A 16,512-nucleotide genomic window follows, 5' to 3' on the forward strand; every position below is an offset into this window, starting at 1 on the left:
ACACACTCATCATGACCGATTTCAAAGACCGCGAACGCGCCGAGGAAGCCAAGTTTGCAAGGGACGGCGAATCCGAATTCCGCATCGCGGCTCGCCGCAACCGCTTGCTCGGCGAATGGGCAGCGGGGTTGATGAAGCTCACGCCCGAGGAAACCGAAGCATACAAGAAGGCCGTCGTGCAGGCCGACTTCGAAGAAGCGGGCGATGAGGACGTGATCCGCAAGCTGCTCGGCGACCTGACGCAGGCCGGATGCGATGTGGACGAGGCGACCGTGCGAACGCAGCTTGAAGAAAAGAACATCGAGGCCAAGCGCCAGTTGATGAGCGAGTCCTGATCCCATGCCCATGCCTGCAGAGCAGATCGCGGCGCTGATCAAGGAAGCTATCCCCGATGCCACGGTCGAGATGGAAGCGCTGGTCGATGACAACGATCATTGGCTGGCGCGCGTGACCTCTGCCCAGTTTGCCGGGAAAAACCGCGTGCAGCAGCACAAGATGGTGTTCGCGGCGCTGGGCGATCGGATGGGCGGCGAACTTCACGCCTTGCAACTGCATACAAGCGTACCCAACTGACCTGTCATACAGACAACACCGGGTGGGACTAATGAGCGAACTCAGCGCCGAAACCAAAGACCGTATTTCGAAGATCGTCAGCGACAAGGATGTCGTGCTTTTCATGAAGGGCACGCCGCTTTTCCCGCAATGTGGCTTTTCCAGCCGCGCGGTCGCCATTCTCGATCATTGCAAGGTCGCCTTCGACAGTGTCGACGTGCTTCAGGACATGGAAGTGCGTCAGGGCATCAAGGCCTATTCCGATTGGCCGACCATCCCGCAGCTCTATGTGAAGGGCGAATTCGTCGGCGGTAGCGACATCATGATGGAAATGTTCGAAGCAGGTGAATTGCAGCAGCTTATGGACGAACAGCAGGTCGCCAAGGCCGAGGACTGATCGCGCCGGGCAGTCCGCTTGCGTTCAGCTTCGATGCGCATAGACATCGCGCATGACTTTTGACGGAGACTGCATGATCCGCTTGCTCGCCTGCACCCTCACCGCTGCACTTGCTGTTAGCGCACCCCTCGCGGCGCAGGAGGCTCCCGATCTCGAGAGCCGCGTGCAAACCGCGCAGCAATCGCAGGAAATCGCACAACTGATGGGCGATGTGCAGGAAGCCGTCACCGCAGCGCAGATCCAGTATGCGGGCATGGTCGCAGGCCGTCCCGGACCCGGCTATCAGGGCGCGATCGCACTTCCCGGCGAGACTGAAGGCCATTGGCAAGCGATCATAGTCGGCCAGCGAGGTGATGCGCCCGATGCGCCCTATCTCGCACTGGCCGAATATGAAATTGTCGGTGGTCGGATTGTTGGCGAAGTGATCCATCCGGCAGGCGAACTTCCCGAACTTGTCGGCCCCGCATCTGCCATGGCGCAGGCACGCAGCTTCGCGCCACGCGCGGTCATCGCGGCGGGCCACTCCAGCTTCTGCGTCGCCGAGGATGGCGAAGAGGGCGAGCGGCCGTCGGTCAGCTTTGCCACTATCGTCCTGCCGCCGCGAGACGACGGCACGTTCGATGCCTATGTCCTCAACGGTCCGATCGAGGCAGGCGCGATTCCGCTGGGCAAGCATTTCCGCGTGAGCTTCGACAGTTTCGGCCTCGACGGAGAGCCCGAGCTGGTTACCGACACTTGCGAATTGGTGACCTGGGATACGCAAAATTCCGAACTCGCCATGAGCGTCTATGTCACCGAATTTGATGGCGCCGATGCGCCCAGCCCGATCCACGCCTTCGTCTCCAGCCTGATGCCGATGAGCATGGGGGTGGTGACGGGCGATATCATCTGGCCGATGACGGGTGGCATCATCGCTGCCCCCGTACCTGCCGCCGAAGCCGGGTACGCGCCGCAGGAGTAGCAAGGCGATGTGCAACCTCTACAAGATGTCCAGATCGCAGGACGAGGTCGCGCATTTCTTCGACGCAATCCAGCAGGACATGGCCACCTCTCCGGGCGGCAATGCGCCCGAAATGGTCTATCCCGGCTATCCCGGCATGGTGCTGGCAGATGGCACATTGCAGCAGATGGTGTGGGGCTTCCCGCTTCAGCGCAAGGGCGCGAAGGGACAGCTGCTCAAGCCAAAGCCGGTCAACAATGCCCGCACGGACAAGCTCGGCAGCTCCTTCTGGAAACCGAGTTTCGAAAATCGTCGCTGCCTGATTCCCGTGTCCGCTTTCGCAGAGGCCGAGGGACAGAAAGGCAGCATGACGCGGACCTGGTTTTCGCCCGGCGACGCTCCGCTGTTCGCTATTGCGGGCTTCTGGCGCGCCACCGCCGAATGGGACCGCGCTTATACGATGATCATGACAGAGGCGAACGAGGTGGTGCATGGCACACACAACCGGATGCCCGCGATCCTCGGTCCCGATGACTGGACCACCTACCTGACCGGCGAGCCACGCGACGCCTATGCGCTGTGCAGGCCCTATGCAGGTGCGATGACAGTCGACCGCACTGACGAGCCCTGGGCAGGTCGCCGCTAGGAAGAACTTTCGAATTTTGGGGTTGAAGGCTTCGGGGAGGCGGGGCCGGGAGACTGGTGGGGACCATTGTAGCGGCCCCGCCTCTATCGAAGACTGTGGGTACACCGATAATATTGCACACCGCGTGCCAGTTTTGCCGATCCGCGGTTTCCTGCGGCAGACGATGGTTGGCGAAAAGTTAAGGTCGGAGCGGGGTGTAAGATTTTTCGACGTTTCTTGTTGGCCTCAAGCGCCGGCGTTCGCATCCGCTCACTTGGCTATCCTCGCCTGAATCCCTCCGGCTGCGCCTGCGAGGCGGCTCCGGGCGCGCGGTCGCGCTTGCGGACCTGCGGTCCGTTTTCTCCGGTCAATAAGCAAGCTAGCGCTGAAATCGGGCGCGACCAGCGACCGACAGAGGGCGACTGCCCTCCCACAGGTGCCACGCAACGAAGGCGCAGCCGAGTTGAGGAAATAGCACCGAGGACGCTCGCCCGGATGGGTGAGCGCAAAACAAAGACCATTCCATGCAAGTGCATGGAATGGCGCGCCCGGCAGGACTCGAACCTGCTGCCTCAAGATTAGAAGTCTCGCGCTCTATCCAGATGAGCTACGGGCGCGTCTCCATCGCCATTAGCGATGTTTGCAGCTCACGCAAATGTGCTCTCTGTCTGGGATTGGGCCTCAAGAGCCCATAAAGACGGGGTGGGAAGCGCTCCTCACCCCGGTGACATATCGGGTCATGAAATTCCTCAAGCGGAGCGAGAAAGTCAAAGTGTTCAATAGCGAAACCGGTTTCTCGGCATTTGCAGCTCGCGATAGCCGCGCTTGAGAGGGGGAGGCTGCTGGCGGCAACCGAGTCGATTACTTGGCCAGCAACCAGATCGCGAGATAGATAAGGATGAAGCTGCCGAAACCGGCGACTGCACCTATTGCGAAGACCAGCCGGACAATCAGCGGATCGATGGCGAAGTAGTTGGCGATGCCGCCGCATACTCCGCCGATCTTTCCGTCCACCCGGTCGAGGCGGAACTTGTTGGCTGGCGGACCACCGTTACGGTTGCTGATATTGCTCACACCAGCATCCCGGTGAAAGTGGTCGCAGCCGGGTTCGCGAAGCTGCTGACGAGCAGCGTAGCGGTGATGGCCATTGCGCCGATGGCGGCGAAGAGCCGGCTGGTGAAGTTCTGTGTATTGGTCATTTTCATCTCCTGTTGGTTGGGTCGATTGGTCGTGGTATCGATCAGGCAAGCAAGCCGACAACGCTGGTGGCGTTGGGGTTGGCGAAGCTGCTGACGAATAGCGTCACCGTCATGGCGACTGCACCGAAAGCGGCAAAAAGCCTGGTGGCGAATTCATTCGAGTTGGTCATTTTGTGTCTCCTCACTGTTACATTCAAACTGCTGTGTCCCATGCACCAAACATTGCAGGAGGCGTGCCAATTGGGAAAAACGGGAGAATTCTGCCAATCTCGTTCATTCTGGCGAAAGGTTACATCTGAACCGAAACCAAGAGTTGGGGTTTTACACCATTTTACGGGAACGCTATTTCAGGTGGAATGCATTCGCCCGCTCGCTTAGGGATCGGAGCATCCCATGGCGCTCGACCGCATCACCCTCTCGACCTTTCGCAACCACGCCGAAACACGGCTCGATGGCACGCGGGCGATCAACCTGCTCGTTGGCGAAAACGGTGCGGGAAAGACCAATGTACTCGAAGCCCTCTCGCTGTTTGCGCCGGGTCGTGGACTCCGCCGCGCGGCGCTGGCGGATATGGCTGCCCAGTCGGCTCAGGCCGGATTTGCAGTAAGCGCATCGCTCGACACGGGAGACGGCGGCGAACCCGTCAGGCTTGGTACCGCAATGCGGCCCGCGCGTCCCGGTCGCCGCGTGGTGCAGGTCAACGGCGCGGAAACGAGCGCGATCAGCCTTGGCGAATGGCTCGCGATTGGCTGGCTCACCCCGGCAATGGATCGCCTGTTTGCCGAAAGCGCGGGCACACGGCGGCGCTACATGGACCGGCTGGCTGTTGCCATCGATCCCGCTCACGCACGCCATGCCAGCCGCTATGAAGCGGCACTGCGCGAGCGTAACAAATTGTTGTCAGACGATCAGGCGCCCGATCCCGCATGGCTCGATTCCATCGAGGCACAGATGGCAACATCCGGCGCACAACTGGCCCAGTGCCGTGCGCGGCTGGTAGAAGCCTTGTCCGACGAACTGGCTGCATTACCCACTACGCCATTCGCCCGCCCCGCCCTCACCCATGTCTCGGGCGGTCCGCTTCAAGAAGCCGAGATGATTGCCGCGCTCGCCGGCAACCGGACACGCGACCGCGCTGCGGGCCGTACGCTTTCCGGCCCGCACCGCGACGAATTGCAGGTGGTGATGGAAGGCAAGGCAATGCCTGCCGCCGAGTGTTCAACCGGCGAGCAGAAGGCAATGCTGATCGCGATCACTCTCGCTCATGCCGCGCTTGCCGCGCGCGGTCGGGCGAGCCTGTTGTTACTCGATGAGGTTGCCGCGCATCTCGATCCGGTACGGCGCGATGCCCTGTTCGACCGGCTGCGCGGTAGCGGAACGCAGGTCTGGCTCACCGGAACCGAACCCGGCCCCTTCGAAGGCATTCTCGGCGAAGCGGCTTGCTGGCGCGTTGCCGACGGCACTATCGAACGGTTCTAGCCGCCCTCGTTTTCTGCAGGAAGCGCGGCAACCACCGTATCAACCGTTGCTGCGACCATTTCCTCTACGCCTTCGGCAGTGGGATGAATGCGGTCGGGCAGCAGTAAATCGGGGCTCTCCGCCAGCGGCTGCATGAAGAACGGCACCAGCGCCGCATCATATCGCGCAGCGAGTTCGGGGTAGAGCCCGTCGAATTGCGCCTGATACTGCGCGCCGTAATTGGGCGGAGCGCGCATACCCATCAGCACGATCGGGATATCGCGCGCGGCCAGCGCATCCATGATGCCGACAAGGTTTGCGCGGGTCTGATCGGGACTGACGCCGCGCAGCAGATCATTGCCGCCAAGCTCGACGATGGCGAGGTCGGGCACTTCATCCAGATTATCGAGCACGAAGGCGATGCGCTGCAAGCCAGCCGCCGTGGTGTCGCCCGAAACGCCCGCGTCGATAACCCGCGCGTTCACGCCGCGCGCACGCATGACCGCTTCCAGCCGTTCGGGATAACCTTGCGCTTCTTCAAGGTTGTATCCTGCCATCAAGCTGTCACCAAAGCCGAGGATCGCCCGCTCCGGCCCCATGACCGGCAGCACCTCCTCTATCGGGGCATCGGCCTCACTGGTTGGCTCCGCAACCGGAGCCGAGGCACCGCATGCGGACAGCAGCAATGCCAGCGAGGCAGCGGGAGCAATCGACAAAGCGCGTATCGCGCTCCGCCACGGTCTTTCGTATGGCTTGTTCATAGCCCCTAGCTATGCCATCGCGCCCTTGTGACAAGCCCTTCCGATAGCTCACCCGTAATTTCCGCACGCGACCTGCGCCTGACTTTGGGTGAAGGCGAAGCAGCAGTCGAAATCCTGCGCGGAATCGACCTCGACGTTGCGCAGGGCGAAACGCTCGCTCTGCTAGGCCCATCCGGCAGCGGCAAAAGCTCGCTGATGGCAGTACTGTCCGGGCTGGAGCGCGCAACTTCCGGCCAGCTCACGGTTGCAGGAGAAGACTTCACGCAGCTCGATGAAGACGCGCTAGCCATGGCTCGGCGCGGGCGCATCGGGATCGTGCTGCAGGCCTTTCACCTCCTGCCCACCATGACCGCCATCGAAAACGTCGCCACCCCGCTCGAGCTCGCAGGGATCAGGGGCGCATCGGGCCGTGCGAAAGAGGAACTTGCAGCCGTTGGCCTCGGTCATCGCCTGACCCACTATCCGGCGCAGCTTTCCGGCGGTGAGCAGCAACGCGTGGCCATCGCCCGCGCCATTGCATCGCGCCCGCCGCTGATTTTCGCCGACGAACCCACCGGCAATCTCGACACCACCACGGGCGCCAGCGTAGAGGATTCGCTGTTCGAACGCCGTGCGGAAACCGGCGCGACGCTGATTATCATCACCCATGATCGCAAGCTGGCCGAACGCTGCGACCGCGTGGTGACACTCGCCGATGGCATGATCGCCAGCGACACGAAAGCCAGCAAGGCAGCATGAGCTGGAGCCGCGCCTGGACCATCGCAAAGCGCGATTTGTCGAGCGGATTCCGCGGACTGCGGCTGATGCTCGTCTGCCTGTTCCTCGGCGTCGGCGCGCTGGCGGCCATCGGCTCGCTGACCTCGGCCATCCAGACCGAACTCGATACGCAAGGCCAGGCACTGCTGGGCGGCGATTTCGAAATCGAGCTGTGGCAGCGCTCTTTGAGCGCGGAAGAGACTGCCTTCCTCGAGCAATATGGCACTCTTTCACCCGGATATCGCCTGCAAGCCATGGCTAGCACGCCGGAGGTCGCGGTTCCGGTCGAATTGAAAGCAGTCGCCGACAATTATCCCATGTACGGCACGCTGCTGCTGCAAGGGAGCGGTGCGGCCTCTGCCCCCACGGGCAACGAGGCATTCCTTGCCCCCGGCGCGGCCGAACGGCTGGGTGTCGGCACTGGCGACAGCATTACCATCGGGACGTTGCAGGCCCGCGTGGCGGGTATTATTGCCGAAGAGCCCGACCGGCTGAGCGAGGGCTTTGCGCTCGGCCAGACGATCATTGTGCCGGCATCCTTCCCGGAGGCTGCGGGCCTCACCGCACCGGGTTCCATGTATGAGAGCAAGACGCGGCTGGCTTTCAACGGCAATTACGACCCCGAAGAACTCGAAGAAGCGCTAAAAGATGCCTTTCCCGGTGTCCCTTACGACACACGCAGTGCCGAGCGCGCATCGCCGGGGGCCGAGCGTTTCGTCAGCCGCATGGGCGAATTCCTGACGTTGGTCGGGCTGGCCGCGCTGGTGATTGCGGGCATCGGTATCGGTGGCGGGGTCAATTCCTATCTTGAAGCGCGGCGCAATTCGATCGCCACGCTCAAGATCCTAGGCGCGACTTCGCGCGACATCGCTCGTATCTACGCGCTCGAGGTCGGTGCAGCGGCGCTTGCGGGATCGCTTGCAGGGCTGGTCGTGGGCGTTCTGGTGACGCCATTCCTCGCGAGCCTTCTTGGCTCTCTCCTGCCCGTCAGCACATCGCTTTCCATCGACGTCTGGGCGCTGCTGCGCGCTCTCGCCTTCGGGCTACTGGTAGCCTTGATCTTTGCCGCACCGCCGCTGGCTCGCGCAAAATCCTTTCCGGCAATGGCGCTGATGCGGGCGCGCGTGTCGCCGCTCGCCCGCCAATGGCGCGGCGCGGCGCTGCCGGTCGGTCTTAGCCTCGCAGGGATAGCCATCCTCGCCATTGGCTTTTCTGCCCAACCGCTGATCTCGGCCATGTTCCTTGGCGGAGCGGCGGCGGTACTCGGCTTTCTCGCCCTGCTCGGTCGCGCCATCCGCGCTGCGGCGTCACGCGCCCCTCGCGCCCGCAATCCAATCATCCGTGCAGCCATTGCCAATCTGCACCGCCCCGGCGCGGCAACCGGCTCGCTTGTCACGGCCCTCGGTTTCGGCCTCGCCGCTTTCGTGCTGCTGGCTGCGATCCAGTCCAGCCTTGACGGCAATATCCAGCGATCGGTGCCCGAACGCGCGCCCGATTACTTCGTACTCGACATTCCCAAGGAAGGGCTCGAGCAGTTCTATACGATCCTGGCCGGCGTCTCGCCCGATGCTGAGGTCGATGCGGTGCCGACCATGCGCGGTTCGATCGTATCCTATGGTCCCGAAGATGCGCCTATCGTGGTCGCCGAGCTGGAAGAGCTTCCAGAAGGCGCCTGGGGTCTGAGCGGCGAGCGCGGGCTGACCTATGCGGCAGAGCTTCCCGAAGGCAATGTGATTACGCAGGGCGAATGGTGGGAACCGGGTCATGACGGCGAGCCGCTGGTGTCGGTAGATGCAGAACTGGGCGCGGCCGCGGGCATGGCGATCGGCGATGTCATCACCGTCTCCATCCTTGGCATCGAACGCAGTGCAAGGATCGCCAATTTCCGCCGGGTGGATTGGGAAAGCCTGGGCTTCAACAACGTCTGGGTCTTCTCGCCCAATACGCTGGAGGACACGCCGCACAATCTGGCCGCGACCATCGACCTTCCCGAAGGCACTCAGTCGGGCGGATTGCTGCGCGAATTGGTGCGCGCATTTCCATCTTCAAGCGTGATCGAGGTGGGCCCATTGCTGACCGAAGCGCGTACCATCCTCGACCAGGTTTCGCTCGCCATACTTGCCGCCGCATCGGTAGCGGTGCTGGCGGGTATCGCAGTGCTGCTGGGCGCGATTGCCGCAGCCCGCGCCGCACGGATTTACGACACGGTGATCCTGCGCGTGCTGGGCGCAAGCCGGAACCAGCTGCTCGCGCTGCAATTTGCAGAATTCGCCTTGCTCGCCGCACTGCTAGCAGGCGTTGCGCTGGCGCTGGGGAGCGGGGTCGCCTGGCTCATCGTCACGCAGCTGTTCGAATTCGACTGGCTGCCTGACTGGACCGAGGTCCTTGCCGTGCTAGGTGGCGGGCTGGTGCTGGTGCTCGCCTTCGCGCTTGGGGCATCGCTGCCGCTGCTGCGCGCCCGGCCTGCGCAAACGCTGCGGTCGCTTTAGGCTTGGACTAGCGATCAACGCCGAACAGCCAAAAAGAAAGCGGAGGGAAACGTCCGTTCCCCTCCGCCAACAATTTCACTCAAAGTTGCCGCTCAGGCAAATGTCTCGGCACTGCTTGCATCCTTCGGATCTGGACCGAAACGGTTCGGACCGTCCGTTCCCGGAAGCAGCATCAGAACGAGATAAGCGATTGCAGCGATGATTCCGACCAGCGGGATCATACTGGCAACGACAAAGCCCAGATACCACCAACCGGACATATCGCGATCATGCAGACGCCTGACGTTAACGGCGATACCGGGGATCAGCACGACCAACCACCAGAGCACGAACAACAGGCCCAAACCGCTGAAGAACCCGCCATAGATCGTCATCGGATTGGCTGGGTCATAACTGTCCAGAAATCCGCCGCCAGCGCCCATGATGCCGAACACGAGGATTGCGAGCACGGCGTATACGATGATGTTGAGCAGTGCGAACATCCAGTATTCCATCCGACGCGAACGGCCGGTGAATTCGGCATACCTCTTAAAAGGTAAGATCATCCATTCCATAAAAGTCCCCTTCCCTTGTCCGGTATCTAGCGACCATAATTCGCCCCTCTAGGCAAGGCGGTTTTCAACAGGCACGAAAAAGGGGGCCCGAAAGCCCCCTTCTCCTGTTCCGTTCGTGCCGCCGCAAATTTGCAGCTGCCGTGCCTACCAGCGGAAACGGCCGGTGATGCCGTAGGTAGCCGGATCGTTCGGATAACCCGAAACGCTCTGCGGCTGTGCCGGGCTGTCGAAAACCGTGCCGAGGTAGCGGTCGTCGAGGATGTTGCGGCCCCAGATCGAAACCGCAAAGCCGGCTTCGGATTCGTAGGTCAGCGAAGCGGTCAGATTGTTCTGGCGACCGGTGAATGGCAAGCCCGCGTCGATTGCCGGCTGGCCGTCGGCGATCGTGCCATCGGGGTTCCGCACGGCGAAGGCGGGAAGACCCTCGACCAGCTGGTATTCCGAAGACCAGAGGTAGTTGACGCGCGGGATCACAAGGCCGTGACCCAAGTCAGCTTCGTACTGCGCACCCACGATCACGGTCCATTCGGGGATACCCGAAGGTGTCGTGCCCGAGATATCGCCCTGTGCCGACTGCAGGAAGCTGTCGAACACCGGATCGAGGTAGGTCACGGCGGTGTTGATGGTCAGGCCATCTACCGGATAGAACAGACCTTCATATTCAACACCGAAGGTCGACTGGCTACCAGCGTTCGCCAAGACGAAGCCGGAACCGGTGAAGATGTTAGACTGGAAGCCTTCGATCTCCTGCTGGAACACGGTCAGGTTAAGCGACGCCATGTCGAAGTTGGCCTTGATACCAGCTTCGTAGACGGTCGATTCTTCAGGAGCCGTGAAACGCGAACCATAGGTCTGGTTCGGCTGGTCGAGGCCTGCTGCAATGATCGCAGCGCGGTCTGCCAGTGTCGGGCGAGCGTCGCGCGACAGGTTGACCGAACCGGCCTTGAAGCCCGTTGCGTAGCTAAGATAGACATTCACATCGGGCGTCACGTCATAGGCGAGACGCGCGGTGTAGCTGAAGTTGTCGTCAGAAAGCGTTCCGGGTTCAACCGAGTTCGGCACGTTGACGAACGGCGGCAGGAATTGCAGCGGACGAAGCGGGTTGAGCGGATTGGCCAGCGGGTTGTTGACGTTGGCGGCAGCAAATTGCCCAGCCTGAATCTGGATTTGCTGGAATGCTGCAAACTGCGCCGGCCCTGCCGTCGCAAAGGCCTGCACTTCGGCAGCTGTCGCCCCGCGGCCGAGGCCGAGCACCTGGCCTACCGCCTGGGATACGAAACCCTGCCCCAGCAATTGGCCGCGGAACGGAGCAAGCTGCGGAGCGTCGAAATCGATCGATGAGAAGACATCGGTCGATACAGCATTCTGGGTGAATGTCTTGCTGTCATCGGTGTAGTTGCCACCCAAGGTCAGCACGAGGCCGTCAACCAGTTCGATATCGACCTGGCCGAAAATCGAATAAGCTTCGGAATCAAGCGTGTAGGCTTCGGTAAAGCCCTGGCCCTGGACGAAGAACTGGTTGATGTAGTTCTGGCCGAAGGCACCACTGAAGATTTGCTCGAGCAGCGGAATGGAAAACGCTCCGCCCGAACGCGACTGCACAGTTACATCGGCATAATTACGTGCGTCCGCACCCCAAAGCAGTTGATTTGACTGATCGACGTCTTCGTTGATGTAGAACACACCGAACAGCAGGTCGACACGATCGGCGATCGAACCTGTGATACGGAATTCCTGCGTGAAAGTGTCGATCCGCAAATCCTGCGAGTTCGGATAAATCAGATCGGCGGTGGAGAAGTCCGAATCCTGCGCGGTAATCGATTCGGTCGTACGCGTGGCCGTGATCGAGGTGAAGGTGAAGTCACCGAAATCGTAATCCAACTGCGCTGAAAGACCATGATTGACGATATCGTTGGTGGAATCGAAATTGTTGTAAACAACGTCAGCAAATGGATCGTTGGGGTTGGTCACCTGACCGCCAACAGCCATGATGGCCGCCGTCGCCGGACCGCTTTGCGCATTGACCACGCCGCAGCAGATTTCGTCGATGCTGTCGTAATCGGCGATGATCCGCAGGCTCAGGTTCGTACCATTGTCGACGAGGACCTGGCCGCGCGCATACCAACGATCGCGGTTGCTCGCCAGGCTGCCGGTGCCAAGGTCTTCGAAGAAGCCTTCGCGAGAGTTGATGCCGGCGCCAACGCTGACTGCGACGTTTTCGGACAGCGGGCCCGTTACATAGGCGCGTGCGACCAGCGCGTCGTAATTGCCGTAGGTCAGCTCTGCCGAACCACCGAAGTCGAACTGCGGCTCCTCGGTAACGACCGAGATAACACCGGCCGACGCATTCTTGCCGAACAGGGTCGACTGCGGACCGCGCAGCACTTCTATGCGCTGCACGTTGGGAAGGTCGCTGATGGAAGAAGCGGTACGGCTGCGATAAACGCCGTCGATGAACACGCCGACCGAAGGTTCGATACCGGCGTTGTTCGCGCCGTTACCGAAACCGCGAATGAAGAAGCCGGTGTTTGCGCTCGACTGACGCTGGCCGACTGTGAGCGAGGGAACGACCGTCTGCAGGTCGCGGATGTCGCGGATCTGGTCACGCTCGAGCGTTTCGGCACCGGTCACGGACACAGCGACCGGAATTTCCTGCAAGGTGGCTTCACGCTTGGTAGCGGTCACGACAATCGTATTGCCCTGCGCCTGCGCCTCTTCCTCTTCAGGATAGATGTCCTGACCGGTATCGGCTTCGTCCTGCGCGAAAGCCACTCCGGGAATTACCAGCGCAGCAGCGGCAACGCCGCACAGCAGCGAGCGCGAAATACCGGCAGTGCCGGCGTAAACCTTAGTCATCGAATTCTCCATCTCTCCCTCGGGATCGGGCGCTGCCACTTTTATGAGTGATCTGCGCCCAGGCCCTAGCGACCTAATATCGGTCTTGCGTCAATAGGCGCGCCAATGATGGCGCACAATCGGCGTAATTGCCCTATACAAACAATGTGAAATCACCTGTAACAATATCGCAACAGGTAGATACCTCACCTATACGTAAAGCAAAATTTGCGAATTGCCAGTCAAAATGTCTGCCCGCATGACCTTGCGGGATGGATCGATACGGGCTAGACGCGCGCTCATTCGCAGGTGCAGCATAGTGCCCTGCCCAGTTTCGGCCCAGTTTCGGCTGTGCCCTTGATCCAGGAATACACCAGCATGTCCGCGCCCCTTCGCAACGTGGCGATCATCGCCCACGTTGACCATGGCAAGACCACTCTTGTCGACCAGCTCTTCCGCCAGTCCGGCACTTTCCGTGAAAACGAGCGCGTGGAAGAACGCGCCATGGATTCCGGCGACCTGGAAAAAGAGCGCGGAATTACCATCCTAGCCAAACCCACCAGCATCGAATGGGCGCCCGAAGGCGGCCAGAATAATTACCGCATCAACATCGTCGATACACCCGGACACGCCGATTTCGGCGCAGAGGTGGAGCGTATCCTCAGCATGGTGGACGGCGTCATCTTGCTGGTCGACGCAGCCGAAGGCCCGATGCCGCAGACCAAGTTTGTGACCGGCAAGGCGCTCGGCCTCGGTCTCAAGCCCATCGTCGTGGTGAACAAGATCGATCGCAGCGATGCCCGCGCTTCCGAGGTCCTGGACGAGGTGTTCGACCTGTTCGTCAATCTCGATGCCAATGACGAACAGCTCGACTTCCCCGTTCTCTACGCCAGCGGCCGTTCGGGCTATGCCAGCGAGGACATGGATGCGCGCGAAGGCGATTTGATCCCGCTGTTCGAGCTGATCGTGAACCACGTGCCCGAACCCGATCTCGATCCTGACGGCGAATTCGCCATGCTCGCCACCCTGCTCGATCGTGATGCCTTCCTTGGCCGTATCCTGACAGGCCGCATCGAAAGCGGCAGGCTGGAAACCGGTATGCCTATCAAGGCGCTCGACGTGAATGGCAAGCAGGTTGAAGTCGGCCGCGCGACCAAGGTGTTCGCCTACAACGGCCTCGACCGTGAGCCGGTGTTGCACGCGAAAGCGGGCGACATCGTTGCCATCGCAGGCCTGACCGACGCGACCGTTTCAAACACGCTGTGCGCGCCGCATGTCAGCGTGCCGATCCACGCCCAGCCGATCGACCCGCCCACGCTGAGCATGACCTTCTCGGTCAATGATAGCCCATATGCAGGCCGCGAAGGCGACAAGGTGCAAAGCCGCGTCATCCGCGACCGCCTGGAGCGCGAAGCCGAAGGCAATGTCGCAATCCGCATCACCGAAGCTGCCGGCAAGGACGCGTTCGAAGTGGCCGGTCGTGGCGAGTTGCAACTTGGCGTGCTCATCGAAACCATGCGCCGCGAAGGATTCGAATTGTCGATCAGCCGTCCGCGCGTGCTCTACCGCGAAGAAAACGGCCAGCGCATGGAGCCGTATGAAACCGTCGTGGTCGATGTGGACGAAGATTATTCGGGTACAGTTGTCGAGAAAATGGCGACCCGCAAAGCCGAAATGACCGACATGCGCCCGAGCGGCGGCGGCAAGACGCGTCTGACTTTCCTCGCGCCCAGCCGCGGCCTGATCGGCTATCACGGTGAATTCCTGTCCGACACGCGCGGCACCGGCATCATGAACCGCCTGTTCGACAGCTACGGCCCCTACAAGGGCAAGATCGAAGGCCGCCAGAACGGTGTGCTGATCAGCATGGAACAGGGCGAAGCCATGGCTTACGCGCTCAACATGCTGGAAGAACGCGGCGTCCTGTTCATCAACCCGGGCGAGAAACTGTACCAGGGCATGATCATCGGCGAGAATGCCAAGCCCGACGATCTCGAGGTGAACCCGCTCAAGAGCAAGCAGCTCACCAACTTCCGCGCCAGCGGCAAGGATGAAGGCATCCGCCTGACCCCGCCGCGCAAGATGACGCTGGAACAGGCCATCGCCTATATCGGTGATGACGAGATCGTCGAAGTCACGCCCGAAAGCATCCGCCTGCGCAAGGTCCATCTCGACCCGCACGAACGCAAGCGCGCCAAGCGGGCGGCGGGTTAAACCGGGTCGACAATACGGGCGGGCACGCAAGGCGTTAGGCAAACTGGCCTTTCCGGCGCGCTCCCCTCTCGCCTTCCGCGCATCTCTCGCCTAAAGGCTGGCGCATGGATGTGACCGACCTTCGCGTGGCCCTGTTCAGCGGCAACTACAATTACGTTCGCGACGGTGCGAACCAGGCGCTCAATCGCCTAGTCGAATATTTGTTGCGGCAGGGCGCGCAGGTGCGCGTCTATTCGCCCAAGGTCGATGAGCCCGCGTTCGAGCCTGCCGGGGATCTGGTGGGCGTACCCAACGTGCCCATTCCCGGTCGCGGCGAGTACCGCGTGCCGATGGGCTTCAACGCGGATGTGAAGGCCGATCTCGCCCGTTTCGCGCCCAACATCATGCACGTCTCCTCGCCCGATTTCACCGGCCATGCAGCAGTGCGCTGGGGCCGTAATCGCGGCCTTCCGATCCTCGCGAGCGTGCACACGCGATTCGAAACTTACCCGCGCTATTACAAGATGGCCTTCCTCGAACCGGTTGCAGTCGCAATCCTGCGGCGCTTCTACAATCGCTGCGATGCGCTGGTGGCTCCGTCGGAGAGCATGGCGGAAGTGCTGCGTGAACAGGGTATGGGCGATGACATCGCGATCTGGGCGCGGGGCGTCGATCGCGATATCTTCAATTCCGGCCAGCGCGACATGGAATGGCGCCGCAGCCACGGCATCGGCGATGACGAGGTGGCGGTCGGCTTCCTCGGCAGGCTGGTGCTTGAAAAGGGACTGGATGTCTTTGCCGAAACCGTCGAACTGCTGCGCAAGCGCGGCGTTGCGCACAAGGTGCTGGTTGTAGGCGAAGGCCCAGCCAAGCCATTCTTCGCCCAGCACTGCCCCGATGCTGTATTCGTTGGGTTCCAGCAGGGCGCGGATCTCGGCCGCGCGGTTGCCAGCATGGATATGCTGCTTAACCCTTCAATCACCGAGACCTTCGGCAATGTGACGCTCGAAGCCATGGCTTGCGGGATTCCGGTGGTTGCAGCACGCGCGACAGGTTCCACCAGCCTGGTGAAAGACGGTGTGACCGGGCGGCTTGTTACACCGGGCGATGCCGATGCGTTTGCCGATGTGGTCAAGGCCTATGTCGACGATCCCGCACTGCGCGAAGCGCACGGCCGTGCGGGCGAGGCGCGTAGCCGTGAATACGCTTGGGACGCGATCAATTCAGCGGTGGCCGACGCCTATCTCCGCCTCGTGAGCGAACGCGGCGGTGCCAAAATGGCTGCGTCAGCGTAAGACGCCGGTTGCCGCCATCCTGCGCGCGTACAGGAACAGGCCGATTGTTATCACCCATATCGCGAGTGCGAAAAGCAGGTGGCCCGTTGTATCGAGGCTAGCGGGCAATTCGCTCGCAACACGCTGGTAGAATGTCGTTCCGATCAGGCCCACGATCGAGATGCCGAAGACCGTGACCGCAAGCTTGCGGCGCAGCAGCAACAATGCGGACCCGATAAAAGCTCCCCACACGCCAACCGCCCAGAAGGCCACGGACCAGGCAGGGAAGTTGGCGAAATAAGTCAGTTGCTCGGGCGGCATCTCCATAGCCTCCAGCTGGCCAAGCTTGGTCGCCATATAGCTCATCACACCGCCGCTGTTCCACAGTAGCGAGACGACGCCTACCACCCAGAGGTGCCAAGGCGCTTTGGTCGTTGCAAAGCGTCCGGTCGTTTCCATATTCTGCTCCCCTAAAAGGT

General features: G+C 61.5%; 17 protein-coding genes and 1 tRNA gene. 10 read left to right on the plus strand and 8 right to left on the minus strand.

Features of this window, described 5'->3' with window-relative positions; all coding sequences use genetic code 11:
- Positions 1–11 precede the first annotated feature (11 nt).
- From AAC850_RS02535 to AAC850_RS02555, 5 genes are read left to right on the plus strand one after another with little or no spacing between them, the layout of a single operon-like run.
- The gene (locus AAC850_RS02535) at positions 12–335 is read left to right on the plus strand and encodes a DUF1476 domain-containing protein (protein ID WP_340587037.1); all 324 of its coding nucleotides are present in this window, start codon (positions 12–14) and stop codon (positions 333–335) included.
- A gap of 4 nt (positions 336–339) precedes the next feature.
- On the plus strand, positions 340–573 hold the full coding sequence (locus AAC850_RS02540; protein WP_340587038.1) for a BolA/IbaG family iron-sulfur metabolism protein: 234 nt from the start codon (positions 340–342) through the stop codon (positions 571–573).
- Between the two features lie 31 nt (positions 574–604).
- Positions 605–949, plus strand: a complete 345-nt coding sequence (gene grxD / locus AAC850_RS02545) for a Grx4 family monothiol glutaredoxin (RefSeq protein WP_340587039.1) — start codon at positions 605–607, stop codon at positions 947–949.
- A 52-nt stretch (positions 950–1,001) separates the two neighbouring features.
- Positions 1,002–1,910 carry a hypothetical protein gene (locus AAC850_RS02550; RefSeq protein ID WP_340587040.1) on the plus strand — a complete coding sequence of 303 codons (909 nt, stop codon included), beginning with the start codon at positions 1,002–1,004 and terminating at the stop codon, positions 1,908–1,910.
- Between the two features lie 7 nt (positions 1,911–1,917).
- Positions 1,918–2,535, plus strand: coding sequence for an SOS response-associated peptidase (locus tag AAC850_RS02555; protein ID WP_340587041.1), 618 nt, complete (start codon positions 1,918–1,920; stop codon positions 2,533–2,535).
- Positions 2,536–3,054: 519 nt separating this feature from the next.
- Here the strand turns inward: AAC850_RS02555 and AAC850_RS02560 are convergent.
- From AAC850_RS02560 to AAC850_RS02575, 4 genes are all read right to left on the minus strand, one after another.
- A tRNA-Arg gene (locus AAC850_RS02560) sits at positions 3,055–3,131 on the minus strand.
- Positions 3,132–3,375: 244 nt separating this feature from the next.
- Positions 3,376–3,588 (minus strand): PspC domain-containing protein, encoded by a 213-nt coding sequence (locus AAC850_RS02565; protein ID WP_340587042.1) that lies wholly within the window; start codon positions 3,586–3,588, stop codon positions 3,376–3,378.
- Positions 3,585–3,713 carry a hypothetical protein gene (locus tag AAC850_RS02570; protein WP_340587043.1) on the minus strand — a complete coding sequence of 43 codons (129 nt, stop codon included), beginning with the start codon at positions 3,711–3,713 and terminating at the stop codon, positions 3,585–3,587. The genes AAC850_RS02565 and AAC850_RS02570 overlap by 4 nt, the downstream gene beginning before the upstream one ends.
- A gap of 41 nt (positions 3,714–3,754) precedes the next feature.
- Positions 3,755–3,883, minus strand: coding sequence for a hypothetical protein (locus tag AAC850_RS02575; RefSeq protein WP_340587044.1), 129 nt, complete (start codon positions 3,881–3,883; stop codon positions 3,755–3,757).
- A 223-nt stretch (positions 3,884–4,106) separates the two neighbouring features.
- Between AAC850_RS02575 and recF the strand changes: the two genes are divergently transcribed.
- Complete coding sequence (gene recF / locus AAC850_RS02580) at positions 4,107–5,192, plus strand: DNA replication/repair protein RecF (RefSeq protein ID WP_340587045.1); 1,086 nt, start codon at positions 4,107–4,109, stop codon at positions 5,190–5,192.
- Here recF and AAC850_RS02585 read toward each other — a convergent pair.
- Positions 5,189–5,932 carry an arylesterase gene (locus AAC850_RS02585; RefSeq protein ID WP_340587046.1) on the minus strand — a complete coding sequence of 248 codons (744 nt, stop codon included), beginning with the start codon at positions 5,930–5,932 and terminating at the stop codon, positions 5,189–5,191. The genes recF and AAC850_RS02585 overlap by 4 nt on opposite strands.
- 27 nt (positions 5,933–5,959) lie before the next feature.
- Between AAC850_RS02585 and AAC850_RS02590 the strand changes: the two genes are divergently transcribed.
- Both AAC850_RS02590 and AAC850_RS02595 read left to right on the plus strand, forming a co-directional pair.
- Positions 5,960–6,670, plus strand: coding sequence for an ABC transporter ATP-binding protein (locus tag AAC850_RS02590; protein WP_340587047.1), 711 nt, complete (start codon positions 5,960–5,962; stop codon positions 6,668–6,670).
- The gene (locus AAC850_RS02595; RefSeq protein ID WP_340587048.1) at positions 6,667–9,177 is read left to right on the plus strand and encodes an ABC transporter permease; all 2,511 of its coding nucleotides are present in this window, start codon (positions 6,667–6,669) and stop codon (positions 9,175–9,177) included. Before AAC850_RS02590 ends, AAC850_RS02595 begins: the two co-directional genes overlap by 4 nt.
- Positions 9,178–9,269: 92 nt before the next feature.
- On the opposite strand, the gene AAC850_RS02600 is transcribed toward AAC850_RS02595, so the two are convergent.
- Positions 9,270–9,731, minus strand: a complete 462-nt coding sequence (locus AAC850_RS02600; protein WP_340587049.1) for a DUF805 domain-containing protein — start codon at positions 9,729–9,731, stop codon at positions 9,270–9,272.
- A 144-nt stretch (positions 9,732–9,875) separates the two neighbouring features.
- Complete coding sequence (locus AAC850_RS02605; protein ID WP_340587050.1) at positions 9,876–12,587, minus strand: TonB-dependent receptor; 2,712 nt, start codon at positions 12,585–12,587, stop codon at positions 9,876–9,878.
- Between the two features lie 357 nt (positions 12,588–12,944).
- On the opposite strand from AAC850_RS02605, the gene typA reads away from it, so the two are divergent.
- The gene (typA, locus tag AAC850_RS02610) at positions 12,945–14,780 is read left to right on the plus strand and encodes a translational GTPase TypA (RefSeq protein WP_340587051.1); all 1,836 of its coding nucleotides are present in this window, start codon (positions 12,945–12,947) and stop codon (positions 14,778–14,780) included.
- Between the two features lie 104 nt (positions 14,781–14,884).
- On the plus strand, positions 14,885–16,054 hold the full coding sequence (locus AAC850_RS02615; RefSeq protein WP_340587052.1) for a glycosyltransferase family 4 protein: 1,170 nt from the start codon (positions 14,885–14,887) through the stop codon (positions 16,052–16,054).
- On the opposite strand, the gene AAC850_RS02620 is transcribed toward AAC850_RS02615, so the two are convergent.
- Positions 16,046–16,492 carry a hypothetical protein gene (locus AAC850_RS02620; protein ID WP_340587053.1) on the minus strand — a complete coding sequence of 149 codons (447 nt, stop codon included), beginning with the start codon at positions 16,490–16,492 and terminating at the stop codon, positions 16,046–16,048. The two genes, AAC850_RS02615 and AAC850_RS02620, sit on opposite strands and share 9 nt — an antisense overlap.
- Between the last annotated feature and the right edge of the window lie 20 nt (positions 16,493–16,512).

The organism is Erythrobacter alti (genome assembly GCF_037996805.1).
GTDB classification, from domain to species: Bacteria; Pseudomonadota; Alphaproteobacteria; order Sphingomonadales; family Sphingomonadaceae; genus Alteraurantiacibacter; species Alteraurantiacibacter alti.

Coding starts and splice junctions, on each gene's coding strand:
- grxD (WP_340587039.1), top strand. CDS start 605: ATGAGCGAACTCAGCGCCGAAACCAAAGACCGTATTTCGAAGATCGTC.
- AAC850_RS02575 (WP_340587044.1), bottom strand. CDS start 3,883: ATGACCAACTCGAATGAATTCGCCACCAGGCTTTTTGCCGCTTTCGGT.
- AAC850_RS02570 (WP_340587043.1), bottom strand. CDS start 3,713: ATGACCAATACACAGAACTTCACCAGCCGGCTCTTCGCCGCCATCGGC.
- recF (WP_340587045.1), top strand. CDS start 4,107: ATGGCGCTCGACCGCATCACCCTCTCGACCTTTCGCAACCACGCCGAA.
- AAC850_RS02555 (WP_340587041.1), top strand. CDS start 1,918: ATGTGCAACCTCTACAAGATGTCCAGATCGCAGGACGAGGTCGCGCAT.
- AAC850_RS02620 (WP_340587053.1), bottom strand. CDS start 16,492: ATGGAAACGACCGGACGCTTTGCAACGACCAAAGCGCCTTGGCACCTC.
- AAC850_RS02600 (WP_340587049.1), bottom strand. CDS start 9,731: ATGGAATGGATGATCTTACCTTTTAAGAGGTATGCCGAATTCACCGGC.
- AAC850_RS02585 (WP_340587046.1), bottom strand. CDS start 5,932: ATGAACAAGCCATACGAAAGACCGTGGCGGAGCGCGATACGCGCTTTG.
- AAC850_RS02605 (WP_340587050.1), bottom strand. CDS start 12,587: ATGACTAAGGTTTACGCCGGCACTGCCGGTATTTCGCGCTCGCTGCTG.
- AAC850_RS02595 (WP_340587048.1), top strand. CDS start 6,667: ATGAGCTGGAGCCGCGCCTGGACCATCGCAAAGCGCGATTTGTCGAGC.
- AAC850_RS02615 (WP_340587052.1), top strand. CDS start 14,885: ATGGATGTGACCGACCTTCGCGTGGCCCTGTTCAGCGGCAACTACAAT.
- AAC850_RS02550 (WP_340587040.1), top strand. CDS start 1,002: ATGACTTTTGACGGAGACTGCATGATCCGCTTGCTCGCCTGCACCCTC.
- typA (WP_340587051.1), top strand. CDS start 12,945: ATGTCCGCGCCCCTTCGCAACGTGGCGATCATCGCCCACGTTGACCAT.
- AAC850_RS02540 (WP_340587038.1), top strand. CDS start 340: ATGCCCATGCCTGCAGAGCAGATCGCGGCGCTGATCAAGGAAGCTATC.
- AAC850_RS02535 (WP_340587037.1), top strand. CDS start 12: ATGACCGATTTCAAAGACCGCGAACGCGCCGAGGAAGCCAAGTTTGCA.